This is a genomic window from Janthinobacterium sp. GW823-FHT01H08 (assembly GCF_058797855.1).
Genome location: NZ_CM179504.1, coordinates 5,587,272 through 5,600,830 on the forward strand (window position 1 = coordinate 5,587,272; position 13,559 = coordinate 5,600,830).

General features: G+C 65.1%; 12 protein-coding genes and 1 pseudogene. 10 read left to right on the forward strand and 3 right to left on the reverse strand.

The window, feature by feature from the left end:
- From AC3RCG_RS25070 to AC3RCG_RS25100, 7 genes and pseudogenes are all read left to right on the forward strand, one after another.
- The gene (locus tag AC3RCG_RS25070) at nucleotides 1-639 is read left to right on the forward strand and encodes a GNAT family N-acetyltransferase (protein ID WP_492402315.1); all 639 of its coding nucleotides are present in this window, start codon (nucleotides 1-3) and stop codon (nucleotides 637-639) included.
- Nucleotides 633-1,802 carry a vWA domain-containing protein gene (locus tag AC3RCG_RS25075; protein ID WP_492402314.1) on the forward strand — a complete coding sequence of 390 codons (1,170 nt, stop codon included), beginning with the start codon at nucleotides 633-635 and terminating at the stop codon, nucleotides 1,800-1,802. The genes AC3RCG_RS25070 and AC3RCG_RS25075 overlap by 7 nt, the downstream gene beginning before the upstream one ends.
- Nucleotides 1,803-2,115: 313 nt before the next feature.
- The gene (locus AC3RCG_RS25080) at nucleotides 2,116-3,303 is read left to right on the forward strand and encodes a cation:proton antiporter (protein WP_070218615.1); all 1,188 of its coding nucleotides are present in this window, start codon (nucleotides 2,116-2,118) and stop codon (nucleotides 3,301-3,303) included.
- A complete protein-coding gene (locus AC3RCG_RS25085) occupies nucleotides 3,304-4,434 on the forward strand; it encodes a YbdK family carboxylate-amine ligase (RefSeq protein WP_034780287.1) in 1,131 nt (376 codons plus the stop codon). It begins immediately after the preceding gene.
- Nucleotides 4,435-4,658: 224 nt separating this feature from the next.
- Nucleotides 4,659-5,141: pseudogene (locus AC3RCG_RS25090) on the forward strand (sigma-70 family RNA polymerase sigma factor); the annotation flags it as partial.
- A gap of 54 nt (nucleotides 5,142-5,195) precedes the next feature.
- Complete coding sequence (locus AC3RCG_RS25095) at nucleotides 5,196-5,975, forward strand: FecR family protein (RefSeq protein ID WP_256267142.1); 780 nt, start codon at nucleotides 5,196-5,198, stop codon at nucleotides 5,973-5,975.
- A gap of 95 nt (nucleotides 5,976-6,070) precedes the next feature.
- The gene (locus AC3RCG_RS25100) at nucleotides 6,071-8,542 is read left to right on the forward strand and encodes a TonB-dependent siderophore receptor (RefSeq protein WP_492402313.1); all 2,472 of its coding nucleotides are present in this window, start codon (nucleotides 6,071-6,073) and stop codon (nucleotides 8,540-8,542) included.
- Here AC3RCG_RS25100 and AC3RCG_RS25105 read toward each other — a convergent pair.
- Both AC3RCG_RS25105 and AC3RCG_RS25110 read right to left on the reverse strand, forming a co-directional pair.
- Nucleotides 8,539-9,636 carry an alginate lyase family protein gene (locus AC3RCG_RS25105; protein ID WP_492402312.1) on the reverse strand — a complete coding sequence of 366 codons (1,098 nt, stop codon included), beginning with the start codon at nucleotides 9,634-9,636 and terminating at the stop codon, nucleotides 8,539-8,541. The genes AC3RCG_RS25100 and AC3RCG_RS25105 overlap by 4 nt on opposite strands.
- Nucleotides 9,633-10,634 carry a gamma-glutamyl-gamma-aminobutyrate hydrolase family protein gene (locus tag AC3RCG_RS25110; protein ID WP_070288617.1) on the reverse strand — a complete coding sequence of 334 codons (1,002 nt, stop codon included), beginning with the start codon at nucleotides 10,632-10,634 and terminating at the stop codon, nucleotides 9,633-9,635. The genes AC3RCG_RS25105 and AC3RCG_RS25110 overlap by 4 nt, the downstream gene beginning before the upstream one ends.
- 236 nt (nucleotides 10,635-10,870) lie before the next feature.
- Here AC3RCG_RS25110 and AC3RCG_RS25115 point away from each other — a divergent pair, with 236 nt between their 5' ends.
- From AC3RCG_RS25115 to AC3RCG_RS25125, 3 genes are read left to right on the forward strand one after another with little or no spacing between them, the layout of a single operon-like run.
- Entirely contained in the window at nucleotides 10,871-11,152 is a 282-nt protein-coding gene (locus AC3RCG_RS25115; protein ID WP_492490389.1) for a hypothetical protein, read from the forward strand.
- Entirely contained in the window at nucleotides 11,149-12,186 is a 1,038-nt protein-coding gene (gene dapA, locus AC3RCG_RS25120; protein ID WP_121670469.1) for a 4-hydroxy-tetrahydrodipicolinate synthase, read from the forward strand. The genes AC3RCG_RS25115 and dapA overlap by 4 nt, the downstream gene beginning before the upstream one ends.
- A 10-nt stretch (nucleotides 12,187-12,196) precedes the next feature.
- On the forward strand, nucleotides 12,197-12,715 hold the full coding sequence (locus AC3RCG_RS25125) for a P-loop NTPase family protein (protein WP_240453450.1): 519 nt from the start codon (nucleotides 12,197-12,199) through the stop codon (nucleotides 12,713-12,715).
- An 85-nt stretch (nucleotides 12,716-12,800) separates the two neighbouring features.
- On the opposite strand, the gene AC3RCG_RS25130 is transcribed toward AC3RCG_RS25125, so the two are convergent.
- Complete coding sequence (locus tag AC3RCG_RS25130; RefSeq protein ID WP_121671206.1) at nucleotides 12,801-13,550, reverse strand: TorF family putative porin; 750 nt, start codon at nucleotides 13,548-13,550, stop codon at nucleotides 12,801-12,803.
- Nucleotides 13,551-13,559: the final 9 nt, after the last annotated feature.

Genomic DNA, 13,559 nt, shown 5'->3' on the forward strand with positions numbered 1-13,559 from the left:
GTGAACGATATCAGCTCCGACAAGGTCTTCGTCCCCCTGGAACTGCACGGCATCCGCCTCGAGGCACTGGCGCCGCACCACGCGCCCGGCTTGCGCGCGGCGGCCATGGATGGGGAACTGTGGAATCTGCGCGTCACCTCCGTGCCCGAGCCGGACCAGGTGGACCAGTACATTTTCAAGGGCATCGAGATGCGCCCCACGCGCTTCGCCTTTGCCGTCATCGACGCGGCCAGCGGCGAGGTGCTCGGCACCACCAGCTATCACGACGTGGTGCCGGCCATCGGACGCCTGGAAATCGGCTACACCTGGTATGCGAAGCGCTGCCAGCGCAGCCACGTCAACACCACCTGCAAATTGCTGCTGCTGGCGCACGCCTTCGATAACCTCGGCTGCGCGCTGGTGGGCCTGCGCACCGACAATTTCAACCACGCCTCGCAGGCGGCCATCGAGCGCCTGGGCGCGAAAAAGGATGGCGTGCTGCGCCACCATGCGCTGCGACGCGACGGCACCGTGCGCGACACCGTCATGTACAGCATCACGCGCGGCGAGTGGCCGGAAATTGCCGCCCACCTGCGCTACAAGCTGGCGCAGCGCCCCATCGCCGCACTGCCCCGCGCGGGAGAGCGGGCGCCATGCTGATCGATTTCTTCTTCACGCTCAAGGATGCGAAGATTCCCGTCTCGATCAAGGAATTTCTGACCCTTCTTGAAGCGCTGCAAAAGAACGTCATCGACGCCTCGATGGACGATTTCTACTATCTGGCGCGTTTGACCCTGGTCAAGGATGAAGCCCATTTCGACAAGTTCGACCGCGCCTTTGCCCAGTACTTCAAGGGCGTCAATGCGGCCTTCGACACGAACGCGGCGATTCCCCTCGACTGGCTGCTCAAACGCATGCAGCGCGAGCTGTCCGAGGAACAAAAGGCGCAGCTGGAAAAATTCGGCTACGACAAGCTGATGGACCGCCTGAACGAGCTGCTGAAGGAGCAGAAGGAGCGCCACGAGGGCGGCAGCAAGTGGATCGGCACGGGCGGCACCTCGCCGTTCGGCAATGGCGGCACGAATCCGGAAGGCATCCGCATCGGCGGCAAGGGCAGCAACCGCACGGCCGTGAAGGTGTGGGAAGCGCGCAGCTACAAGGATTACGACGGCGAGCGCGAACTGGGCACGCGCAACATCAAGGTAGCCTTGCGCCGCCTGCGCAAATTCGCGCGCGAAGGCGCGGAAGATGAGCTGGCGCTCGACGCCACCATCGCCGCCACGGCCAACAACGCGGGTTACCTCGACATCAGGATGCGGCCCGAGCGCAAGAACCGCATCAAGGTGCTGATGCTGTTTGATGTGGGCGGCAGCATGGACGACCATATCGAGCGCACCGAGGAACTGTTTTCGGCGGCGAAGACGGAATTCAAGAACATGGAGTTCTTTTACTTCCATAACTGCGTCTACGACTATCTGTGGAAGAACAACCGGCGCCGCAATGCCGAGCGTTTTCCCACCTGGGACGTGCTGCGCAAATATCCGCCCGACACCAAGCTGATTTTCGTCGGCGACGCCACCATGAGCCCCTATGAAATCCTGCAGCCGGGCGGCAGCGTGGAATACAACAACGAGGAAGCGGGATCGACGTGGCTGGCGCGCTTTACCCAGGCGTTCCCGAAATTCATCTGGCTCAACCCCGAAGCGGAAGGATTGTGGCAGTACCGCCAGTCGATCGGCGTGATGCGGCAGTTGATGAACAACCGCATGTTCCCCCTGTCGATCGACGGGCTGGAACGGGGCATGCGTCTGCTCAGTAAATAAAAGCACGCAACAAAAAGTCCATGGCGGCATGAGGCCGCCATGCCGTACACTGCGACACGGCACTACCGTGCGGAGCATCTCCGCCGCGGGCGGGTACCATACGCCGATACCAGCCCTGCCCCACCCTGCTGCATCCCGTGCGCGGCCGCCATGGTCGCGACACTGTTCGATTGCGCACATCGTGCGCGCCTTCTGCTCCGGTAGAATCGGCGCATCGCTCTGCGCAAACCATGCACCACCGCTGCACCAAGACCTTGCCGCGCCAGCCCCCGTGCTGCCGGCCGGTGCCAGCGCCATTTTCAAAGGAATGAGCATGCAAAGTCTGATCTCGATCGCCGCCGACCTATCCTGGCCGTTCGCCATTACCCTGGCCTGGGTAGTGGGCGAATTCGGCCACCGCTGGACGGGCCTGCCGCGCATCAGTTTTTACGGCGTGATCGGTTTCGTCCTCGCGCAGACGCAGGTAGGCATCCTGCCGCAGACGGACGCCGGCCCCATGCTGGTGCTGGCCGACGTGGCCTTCGGCCTGATCCTGTTCGAGGTCGGCTACCGCATCAACCTGCGCTGGCTGAAGAACAATCCGTGGATCGCCGTCACGGGCCTGGTCGAATCCCTGCTGACCTTTGCCGTCGTCTACTTCATCGGCATCGAATTCGGCAGCACCTCGATGACGGCGCTGCTGCTCGCATCTCTCGCCATGTCCACCTCGCCGGCCACCATCATGCGCGTCATCAACGAGGAACGCAGCTCGGGCCAGGTCACGGAACGCATCGTCCACCTCACCGCCCTGAACTGCGTGCTGGCCGTCTTCACGTTCAACATCATCGTCGGCTTCTGGATGTTCCAGAGTTCCACCGACCTGATCGAGGCGAGCAGCAGCAGCGCCGCCGTGCTGGCCGCCTCCGTGGCCGCCGGCACCGTCTTCGGCATCGTCGTGCCGGCCATGCTGCGCCGCCTGGGCAACATGGCGCAGGACGCCACCGTGGCGTTCGCGCTGTCGGTGATGCTGCTCGTCGCCCTGACCTACACCACCAGCCTGTCGCCGCTGCTGGCCACCCTCACCTTCGGCCTGGTGGCGCGCCACCGCAGGGTCGCCTTCAGCCAGGCGCAGCGCAATTTCGGCGCCATGGGCGAGCTGCTGACGGTGCTGCTGTTCGTGTATGCCGCCTCGACCCTGGAATGGGCCAGCGTGACGGCCGGCGCGGGACTGGCCCTGGCCGTCGTCGGCGGACGATTGCTGACGAAGGTCGCCGGCGTAGCCGCGTTCTCGCATGTGAGCGGCATTTCCTGGCGCAAGGGCGTGCTGACGGGCGTGGCCCTTACGCCCGTCTCCGTCTTCATCATCCTGCTGCTCGAACACGCGCGCCAGCACGGCGTGAACTTCGGCGACGAATTGAACGCCCTGGCCGCCATCACCCTGGGCCTGGAACTGATCGGCCCCGTGCTGGTGCAGCGCGTGCTGATGCTGGCCAAAGAAACCCACGAAATCAAGGAGCGCTAAATGCCGCTGGAACCCTTTGGCCAATCGGCCGCGCTGACCTTCGGCGTCGAACTCGAACTGCAACTGGTGAACCTGTCGGACTATGACTTGACGGCCGCCAGCCCCGACCTGCTGCATCTGCTGAACAAGAAACCGTTTCCCGGCAACGTCACGCCGGAAATCACCGAGAGCATGATCGAGATTAACTCGAGCGTGCACACGCATCACGGCCCCCTGCTGGAGCAATTGCAGGAAATCCGCGACACCTTGATCACGGCCGGCGACAAGCTCAATATCGGCATCGCGGGCGGCGGCACGCACCCGTTCCAGCAATGGTCGTCGCAAAAGATCTTTTCCAAGCCCCGCTTCCAGGAGATTTCGGAACTGTACGGCTACCTGGCCAAGCAGTTCACCATCTTCGGCCAGCACGTGCACATCGGCTGCGCCTCGGGCGACGACGCCATGTTCCTGCTGCATTCGCTGAACCGCTACATCCCCCACTTCATCGCCCTGTCGGCTTCCTCGCCCTATGTGCAGGGCCGCGATACCCTGTTCGATTCGGCCCGTTTGAATTCCGTGTTCGCCTTCCCCATGAGCGGGCGCGCGCCGTTCACCCTCAGCTGGGACCAGTTCTCCAACGAGTATTTCGCCAAGATGGAGAACACGGGCATCATCAAGAGCATGAAGGATTTTTACTGGGACATCCGTCCCAAGCCGGAATTCGGCACCATCGAACTGCGCGTGTGCGACACGCCGCTGACGGTGGAGCGGGCCGCCGCGCTGGCCGCCTACCTGCAGGCGCTATGCCGCTACCTGCTCGAACGCCGCGAAACCCCGCCCGTGGAAGACGATTACCTCGTATATAACTACAACCGCTTCCAGGCCTGCCGCTTCGGCCTCGATGGCGCCATCACGCATCCGAAAACCTACGAAACGATGTCGCTGCGCGAAGACATCATGACCACCCTGCGCAAGATGGAACCGCACGCCGAGGCGCTGGGCAGCACGCCGGCCCTGAAACACCTGTCGGACGTGGCCAAGCAGTGGAGCGACGCGCAATACCTGCGCAAGCAGCACAGCCTGCAGGGCAGCGCCGAGGGCATGGTCGATTCGGCCATCCGCTGCTTCCGTGGCGAGCCGATGAACTACTGACGTTGCTGCCTGGTAACGTTGGTCGGATTAGCGGCGTAGCCGCGTAATCCGACAACATCGTTAGCGCCGGTGGTGGCGTCGGATTACGCGCTTGCGCGCTAATCCGACCTACCGGTCATCAACCAAAAAACCACAGCGCGCCTGCCCGTCATTTACAGCCGCCGTCCCCGCTTGTTACAATGAGAATGATTCTTATTATTGTTTAAAAACGCAAGGGGAATGCGATGCCGCTGGCAGAGCCGCTACAACGCCAGGACATCGCGACACTGTATGCCGATCACCACGGCTGGCTGCAGGGCTGGCTGCGCAAAAAACTCGGCAGCACGGCGTGCGCGGCCGATGTGGCGCACGATACTTTCATGCGCCTGCTCGACCGCGAAGACGCCATCGCCGCGCGCGAGCCGCGCGCCTTTCTCGCCACCGTCGCCCAGCGCGTGCTGTTCAACCATTACCGCCGTCAGAAACTCGAACAGGCGTACCTCGACGTGCTGGCCCAGCTGCCGCCCCTGCATGCGCCCTCGCCCGAGGAGCGCGCGCTGCTGCTGGCCACCGTGTTTGAACTGGACCGCATGCTCGACGGCCTGCCGCCTCCCGTCAAACGGGCTTTTTTACTGCGCCAGCTCGACGAACTGCCGCAGGAAGACATCGCGCGCCAGCTCGGCATCTCGCTGGCGACAGTAAAACGCCATCTGCAGCGGGCCGGCAGCGCCACGCAGGCGTGGCAGCAGCTGCAAACGCAGCACGAACACCTGCCGCCCGCTATGCACGCGACCCTGCTGCGCGCCTGCGTGCAGGCGAACGCGCCGCGCCGCCATGCCGTCAAGACCCTGGCCCTGCTGCTGGCCTGCGGCGCCTCGCTGTATGCATTCGAACGCCGTGGCCCGTGGCGCGGCTGGACGGCCGACTACCGCACGGGCATCAACCAGCGCCGCGTCGTAACCCTGGCCGATGGCACGCAGCTCACGCTCAACACCAACAGCGCCGTGAATATCGCTTACGACGGCGCACAGCGCCGCATCGACCTGCTGGCCGGCGAAATCTTCATCGTCACCGGCAAGGATGCGGCGCAGCGGCCGTTCTTCGTCGGCACGCCGCACGGCAGGCTGCAGGCGCTGGGCACGCGTTTCACCGTGCGCCTGCACGAGCAATACGCCAGCGCCGGCGTGCTCGAAGGGGCCGTCGCCGTGCTGGCCGGTGACGGCAGCCAGCGCCTGCTGCTGCGCCCCGGCGAAGGCGCCCATTTCGACAGTGACGGTTATCACCGCCAGGCGCTGGCGCCGTATGGCGGCGCGTGGCTGAATGGCATGCTGGTGGCGCGCGACATGCGCCTGGCCGATTTCCTCGCCGAGCTGTCGCGCTACAGCGAGCAGCCGCTGGCCTGCACGCCCGCCGTCGCCGGCTTGCGCGTCTCCGGCTCCTACCCGCTGGCCGACGTCGATGCCATCGTCGACGCCGTCTGCGCCAGCCTGCAACTGCGGCGCAATACTGTCACGCGCTTCTGGGGCCGGCAAGTCGTCAGGATCGAACTCGCGGCGCGCTAAAAAATACTTTCTGCAAAGTGAGCTGTTTCGCCGTGCTCGCGTGACCTGGAAGATAGGCAGTCTCCATCTTGCGCATCCACGAAAGGTTTCATTCCATGCACCACGCTTCGCGTTCCCTCCTCACCCGCACCGTCCTGGCCTGCGCCCTGTCGCAGATCGGCATGGTTCTCATCCTGCCGGCGCTGGCCCAGGCACAAAGCCGGCAAGTGCGCGTCTACAGCATTCCGGCCGGCGCGCTGGGCGACGTGCTGACGCGCTTCGGCAGCGAGAGCGCCATTTTATTGTCGTTTTCCAGCGACGCCACGCAGGGCTTGCGCAGCGCCGGCCTGCAAGGCAGCTACAGCCTGCACGATGGTTTCCGCGTGCTGCTGGCCGGCAGCGGCCTGCAAGCCGTGCCGCAATCGAATGGCGGCTACCTGCTGCAGAAGATCCCCGCCGGCGCGGATACGCCCACGGCGGACAGCCGCGGCATGGCCGTCATGAGCGGCGTCACCGTGGTGGCGGCGGCCGAGCGCAGCGCCGCCACCAGCGGCACGGGCAGCTACACGGGCGGCCCCGCCAGCGGCGCCACGGGTCTGGCCCTGACGCAGCGCGAAACACCGCAGTCGCTGACCATCGTCACGCGCCAGCAGATGGATGACCAGAACAGCAACGCCGTTTCCGACGTCATGAAGAACGTCAATGGCGTGAGCGTGCAAAACTACGACAGCGACCGCTGGAGCTTCCAGGCGCGCGGCTTTGCCGTCACCAATTTCCAGTACGACGGCGTATCGGCCATCTATGACGGCGTCTACGACTGGGGCACGACCAACAGCGACATGGCCATCTACGACCGCATCGAAGTGCTGAAGGGCGCGACGGGCCTGATGAGCGGCTCGGGCGACCCTTCGGCCACCGTCAACATGGTGCGCAAGCGCCCCACCGCCAGCTTCGAGGGTTCGGCGACCCTGGGCGCGGGATCGTGGGACAACTACCGCGGCGAAGCCGATGTCTCTGGTCCCCTGAACGACAGCCGCACGCTGCGCGGCCGTCTGGTAGCCGCCTACCAGGACAAGCACTCCTACCTGGACCGCTACACGCAGAAAAAATCCGTCGCCTACGGCATCATCGAGGCGGATCTGACACCCCTCACCCTGCTGACGGCCGGCTTCACGCACCAGGATTACAAGCCGCGCGGCTCCACCTGGACGGGCTTCCCCGTGCTGTTTGCCGACGGCAGCCGCACGGATTTCCCCACTTCGTGGAACCCGGCCACCGACTGGAGCCGCCGCGACATGCAGAACACCACGCTGTTCACGTCGCTCGAACACAGCTTCGCCAACGAGTGGAAGGTGAAATTGAGCGCCAACCAGCTGCGCAGCAAGCATGACAGCGTGCTCGGTTCTGCCAGCGGCGGCAATCCCGATCCTGTCACAGGCGCAGGCACGTTTTTCTTCATGGGCAAATACAAGGGCGACCGCCGCCAGACCACCGTCAACGTCGACGCCAGCGGCCCGTTCACGGCCTTCGGCCGCCGCCATGAAGCGATGCTCGGCTACTCCACCTCGACGGCAAAGCAGGATGGCCCCGTCTACGAATCGGTCTACCCGCCCGTGGAAGGCAGCTATTTCGACTGGCGCGGCCAGTATGCGGAACCCGCATTTAGCCGCCTGGGCAACGACAACGACAGCACGCGCCAGAGCGGTCTGTATGGCGCCGTGCGCCTGCATCCGGCCGACGCGCTGTCCGTCATCGTCGGCGCGCGCGTGAGCAACTACAAGCAAGAGACGGACCGCAGCTTCTTCGACCCCAAGACTGCGCGCATCACCTCGCGCATCGAGGAAACCAACGTCATCACCCCGTATGCGGGCGTCGTGTATGACCTCGACAAGACCTATTCCGTGTTCGGCAGCTACACCAGCATCTTTGCGCCGCAGAGCAACCGCGACGTGAACCGTAATTTTCTGTCGCCCGTGCGCGGCAAGGGTTTTGAAGCAGGCGTGAAGGCAGAATATTTGGATGGCAAGGTCAATGCCAGCGCCGCCCTGTTCCAGATCCGCCAAAGCAACGTGGCCGGCCCTGCGGGCGAAGTCAACGGTGAGGCCGTGTTCAAGGCCATCGATGGCGTCACCAGCCGCGGCGTGGAAATGGAAGTGACGGGCGAAGTGATGAAGGACGTGAAGCTGAGCGCCGGCTATACCTATGCGCATGTGCGCGACGCGGATGGCAAGGACGTGTTTTCCACCATGATGCAAACCACGCAGCCTGCCCATTTGGTGCGCGTGCAAGGCTCGTGGCGCCTGCCGGCCAGCCTGGACAAGCTGACCGTCGGTGGCGGCATCAACTGGCAAAGCAGCTACGACGGCAATATCTGGAATCCCGCCATCGAGGACAATGCACGCATCAAGCAGGGCGGCTACGCGCTGGTCAACCTGATGGCGCGCTACGAGATCAGCAAGAACGTCACGGCCAGCCTGAACGTGAACAACCTGCTGGACAAGAAGTACTTTACGGGCCTGGGCCTGTTCCAGACGGGCTTTTACGGCGAACCGCGCAACGTGATGTTCACCGTGCGCACGAAGTTTTAACCAGCAAGTTTTAACTCACTGCCGTACAGCGCCAGCGCCCAGGCTGGCGGGCGCAGTTCCAGCGCCAGGGACAGGTAAGCGGGATCGAAGCGCGCCGCCAGCAAATACACATTGGCGGCGCCCTTGGTCTCCCAATTTCCCGTAAATCCCTTTTCGCCGGCCGCCGCGCGCTTGCGGTCGAAGGGCACGGCGCTTTTCGCGAACTCCTCGTGCGTCTTTTTGCCCTGCGCATACGGCGCCAGCCAGGCCAGCGCCTCGGCCAGACGCCGCGCTTCCGGCGCGCCATACCAGTCGTCGCCATGCGCCTGCGCCATCAGGGCCGTCGTCAGCAGCGGCTCCAGGCTGTAGGTGGTGTAGTGCAGGGCGTCGCGCTGCTCGAAGTCGAAGGGCACGCCGCCGGCGCCGATATTGCGCGGCACGTGCGCCAGGAAGCGTTCCTTCGCCCGCGCGACCAGCAGGGCGTCGCCCGTGACATACGCGGCGGCCGTGCCGATCTTGATGCGGTGGCTGTGCCAGTTGTTGCGCGCCGTGGAGGGGCCGCCCACCTTGACGGGATCGCTCAGATACCCGTGCGCCAGGGTGCGGCAAAACGCCTGCACCTGCTCGCGCTCGATGCCGTTCAAGCGCTCCTGTACCAGGTCAAATCCCATCAGCAGGCTGGCCAGTTCCGTCTCGTCGACGGGGCTGAACGAGGGCTGATAGCTGCCGCTCCAGGCCAGCAGCAGCTGGCGCGCCGCCTCGAAATGCGGCATCTCGCCCGACAGCCGCCAGGCCAGCGCCTGCAAGCGCGCCTGGCGCCAGTCTTCCTGCGCCTGCTGGCTGGTCTCGCGCCCGCCCTCTCCCTTCAGCAAGCCGCCCGTGCGCACTTCCGCCATCAGGTGCACGGGCCGCGCAGCGTCCTTGCGCGCCGCCTTGACCACCTGTTCGGCGATGGCCGGCGCCACCCGCGCCTTGAGCATGCGGGCACGCGCGGCGGACGTCAACGCAAACGGCAGCGCGCCCTCGTGCGGGCGCGGCGCCGCGCGCAAGCCCGCCAGGGGCAGCGCCAACAGGCCGGCCAGCACAGCGCGCCGGCGGATCAGGTGCGTACTCAAAACCGCGTCTCCCGCGCCGCGCGCAAAAAATTATCGAGGATGGGCGTGCAATCGAGCAGCTCGACGCCGCCCGCCGAATGGAATTCCGGGTGCCACTGCAAGCCCATGACGAAGCGGGCACGCTGGTAGCGGATGGCCTCGACGATGTTGTCCCCTTGCGAATACGCTTCCACGGTGACGTCGCGCCCCAGATCCTTGACCGACTGGTGGTGGATGGAATTGACGAGCGCCTCGCCCGCCTTCGGAAACATGCCCGCCAGGGACGAGCCTTTCGGGAAGACGATGGTGTGGCGGTGGCGGTCATACAGGTCGTTGACGTGGGAGGCCGCACCTTCCACGTCCGAGGCGATGTCCTGGTACAGGGTGCCGCCAAAGCCCACGTTGATCAGTTGGCAGCCGCGGCAAATGCCCAGCACGGGTTTGCCCGCATCGACGAATTCGTGCAGCAGTTCCAGCTCGTACAGGTCTCGCGCGCGGTCGCCGTTCCATTCGGGCCGCGTGGCCGCCTCGGAATACGTCTGCGGCGAGACGTCGGCGCCGCCCTGCAGCACCAGGCCGTCCAGATGGCGCGCATAGTGGCGCAGGGTGATATTGCTCGGGTGTAGCTGGCCGCTGGTATTGACCGTCGGGATCATGAACACCAGCACGTCGCGCGACATGACCCACTGGGCAATCGACTCTTCCAGGTATTGCAGGTTCTTGCTGCGCAGGCCAGTGGCGCCCGGCTCGGGGTGGAAAATGCGCGCCGAGATGCCGATGCGCAGGGTGCGCCGCATGAAGTCGCGGCTGGCCTTGTCGCGCATGGAGCGGTAGCGCGACGAGATCACACGCCAGGCCAGCGCCAGCGGCGTGTCGTTATCCTTCAGGTAGCGCGGCGCGGCATCGCGCGCGCGGTGCTCATCATCGGGCGCCCGGCGGCCCACCCGGTCGGGCCGGGACGGCGTTGGCGCTGCGGGATCGGTGGAAGGGGGATGCAGGGGATCTTTTTCGTCTGACATGGCAAGGCTGACTGAAAGCGGAGACGTTTTCAATATAAACCCCTGTCTCCGAAAGCACGATTCAATTTTGTAACAAAAGCCCACGCCCGGGGCATCTGCGCAACACAGCGGCGTCCAATGCATACAGTCCGTTTACGCCAGCAGCCCCGCTTTTTAGAGAATCTTTACGCCCCCGCTGCTAATCTTGAACGTACCTCAACCACCGCTGCAAAGCCACCATGGAACCCCATTCACGCATGCCATCGCATCAAGCACTGCCCCACCGCCACCCCCGCCTGCCCACCTTCCTCATGCACATCACAGTCGACAAAGCCTGCCTGGCCGAGCTGCGCCGGCTGGTCGTCAGGACCTGCGGCGGCATGCTGTCGTTCATGCGCATCGAGGCGGTCGACCACGCCGAGCGCATGAAAGTCTGGCTGTGCGTCACGGAACCGGCCCTGCGCCTGACCATGGATGCCGTCATGCGCCTGCTGCCGGCGGCGGAATTTGGCCGCATCAGCCAGGGGAAATCGCTATGAACCAGTACTCCTGCGAGCAGGCGATGTCGTCATCGCGCATCACCGCGCACTTCCAGGGCATCTGGGTGCCGATGGTCACGCCATTTTGCGACGGCGATGGCGACATCGACTTCGATGCGGCCCAGCAGCTCGCATGCGAATTGGCCGCCAGCGGCATCGATGGCCTGGTGGTATGCGGCACCACGGGCGAAGCGGCCATGCTGAGCGCCGCGGAACAGACCATGCTGCTCGACAGCGTGCTCGAAGCCGTCGGCCCCCGTTTCCCCGTCGTGATGGGTATCGGCGGCAGCGATACGCGCAGCGTCGTCTCCACCGTGCAGCGCTACAACGACCATCCGCTGGCCGGCCTGCTCATCTCGGCGCCCGCGTATGTGCGCCCGTCGCAGGACGGCATCGTGCGCCACTTCCAGGCCATCGCCGCCGCCACCGACCAGTCCATCGTGCTGTACAACGTGCCGGCCCGCACGGGCGTCAATATCGAACCGCAAACGGCGGCACTGCTGGCGCGCGACTCGCACTTCGTCGCCATCAAGGAAGCGGGCGGCAAGCTGCAGCAGCTGGGCGAACTGCTGCTCGACACGCGCCTGGACGTGCTGTGCGGCGACGACGCGCTGCTGCTGGCCAGCCTGTCCATGGGCGGCCACGGCGCCATGTCGGCCGCCGCCCAGGTGCGTCCCGACCTGTATGCGCAGCTGTACCACCTCGTCAGGCAGGGCCGCCACGGCGCCGCGGGCGCCCTGTTCAAGACCATGCTGCCCGTCATCCGCCTGCTGTTTGCCGAACCGAATCCCGCTCCCGTGAAGGCAGCCCTGGCCATGCAGGGCAAGGTAGGCGACGCATTGCGCCTGCCGATGACGCCCATGTCGGCCGCCGGCCAGGCCGCCCTGGCCGAAGCGCTGGAGCCCCTGATGGAACTGCCCGCATGGACCGCGAGCGACAGGGATGCGCCGCGCGAAGGCTGTCTGCTGCAGCTGGTTTCCCCCGCCAACATCATGCCAGCCGTGCGCCAAGATGATCATCGCCATCACGGATGAACGCGGGGGCATGGAGAAATCCATCCTGGCCGGACGGCTGGCCGCCTCGCGCGCGCTGGCCGGCCGCAAGGTGCTGCTGCTCGATGCCGATCCGCGTCAGGGCGCCATGGCGCAAGCCAGGAACATGCACGACGGCGCCATGCACGGCAGCCTGACGCGGCCGCGCCTGATGGCGCGCGCCATCAGCGCCAAGGGCTTGCAGCCAGAGCTGGAGCACCTGGTGCACTGCTACCACGACATCGTCATCGACAGCGAAGGCCGCGACTCCATGGGCAGCCGTTCGGCCCTGATCGCCGCGCGCGTGCTGGTGGTGCCGCTAGCCGGCGTCGCCGACGCCGGCGCGCAGGCGGGCCTGGCGCGCCGCATCGCGCACGCGCGCAGCGTCAATCCGGGCCTGCGCGTCCTGCTGGCAGCGGACTCGCAGGCCGCACCCGCCCATGCCCTGGCCGCGCAGATTCCAGCCGCCCGCGTGGTCGGCCTGGGGCAGCTGTATTGCGCCGTCTTCGACAACCATCACCGCGCAGCATAGCTCTCGACAGCTGGGGTCAGACCCGACGGGTCTGACCCCGTGGCGCAAAAAAGGCGGCGCATGCGCCGCCTCTCCCTTCCGTCAATTAAAACGTCTTGCTGACCGTCAGCTGCAGCGCCGTCTTGCCCATGAATTTGCCATTCACGGGCGAGGCATACGCCGCCTTGCCCGCGTTCGTGCCGATCACGGCCAACGCGCCCGAAACAAAGCCGAAGTCGCGCGTGACGCCCACTTTCCAGTCCGTGTAGCTCGATGCATCATTGTTTTTCACTTTCTGGTGGCCCGCATGCAGGTTGCCGGTCCAGCCGTTCGTCAGGTCGATATTCGCGCCGATATCGAAGTAGCCGCTGTTCTTGCTGTTGACGATGCCGAACAGGTTCGAGACGGCGTGCGAATATTTGATATAGGCGGGGCCGTAAGACAGCTGGCCGTAGACTTCCTGCGTGTCCGCGTCGGCCAGGCCGGCGACGTGCTTCAAGCCGTTGTCGGCGTACACATAGGCGAGCACGCCCACGTCATAGCCGACATCGCCGCCCAACTGGCCGCGCTTGCCCGCATACAGATCGACTTCCACGTCGCCGCTGCCGCCCGCATCCTTGGTCCACTTGATGGTGGAAGCCCAGGCGCCCGCATACAGGCCCGTCGGGTTATTGACGTAATCCACGCCGCCCTGCAGCGCGGGCTTCAAGCGCGTCTGCGAGATGCCCCGGTAACGGTAGTCGGACACGCCGGCCACGTTGAAACTGACTTCATTGTCGGGCTTGGCCTCTTCCGCGTGGGCCAGGCTGCCGGTAAAGGCGGTCGCGACGGCAAGTGCAAGTAGCATTTTATTCATGGTTTTTTC

Excerpts from the sequence above, each read along its gene's own strand:
- AC3RCG_RS25075 (WP_492402314.1), top strand. The coding sequence starts at position 633 with ATGCTGATCGATTTCTTCTTCACGCTCAAGGATGCGAAGATTCCCGTC.
- AC3RCG_RS25080 (WP_070218615.1), top strand. The coding sequence starts at position 2,116 with ATGCAAAGTCTGATCTCGATCGCCGCCGACCTATCCTGGCCGTTCGCC.
- AC3RCG_RS25085 (WP_034780287.1), top strand. The coding sequence starts at position 3,304 with ATGCCGCTGGAACCCTTTGGCCAATCGGCCGCGCTGACCTTCGGCGTC.
- AC3RCG_RS25095 (WP_256267142.1), top strand. The coding sequence starts at position 5,196 with ATGCACGCGACCCTGCTGCGCGCCTGCGTGCAGGCGAACGCGCCGCGC.
- AC3RCG_RS25100 (WP_492402313.1), top strand. The coding sequence starts at position 6,071 with ATGCACCACGCTTCGCGTTCCCTCCTCACCCGCACCGTCCTGGCCTGC.
- AC3RCG_RS25110 (WP_070288617.1), bottom strand. The coding sequence starts at position 10,634 with ATGTCAGACGAAAAAGATCCCCTGCATCCCCCTTCCACCGATCCCGCA.
- AC3RCG_RS25115 (WP_492490389.1), top strand. The coding sequence starts at position 10,871 with ATGCCATCGCATCAAGCACTGCCCCACCGCCACCCCCGCCTGCCCACC.
- dapA (WP_121670469.1), top strand. The coding sequence starts at position 11,149 with ATGAACCAGTACTCCTGCGAGCAGGCGATGTCGTCATCGCGCATCACC.
- AC3RCG_RS25125 (WP_240453450.1), top strand. The coding sequence starts at position 12,197 with ATGGAGAAATCCATCCTGGCCGGACGGCTGGCCGCCTCGCGCGCGCTG.
- AC3RCG_RS25130 (WP_121671206.1), bottom strand. The coding sequence starts at position 13,550 with ATGAATAAAATGCTACTTGCACTTGCCGTCGCGACCGCCTTTACCGGC.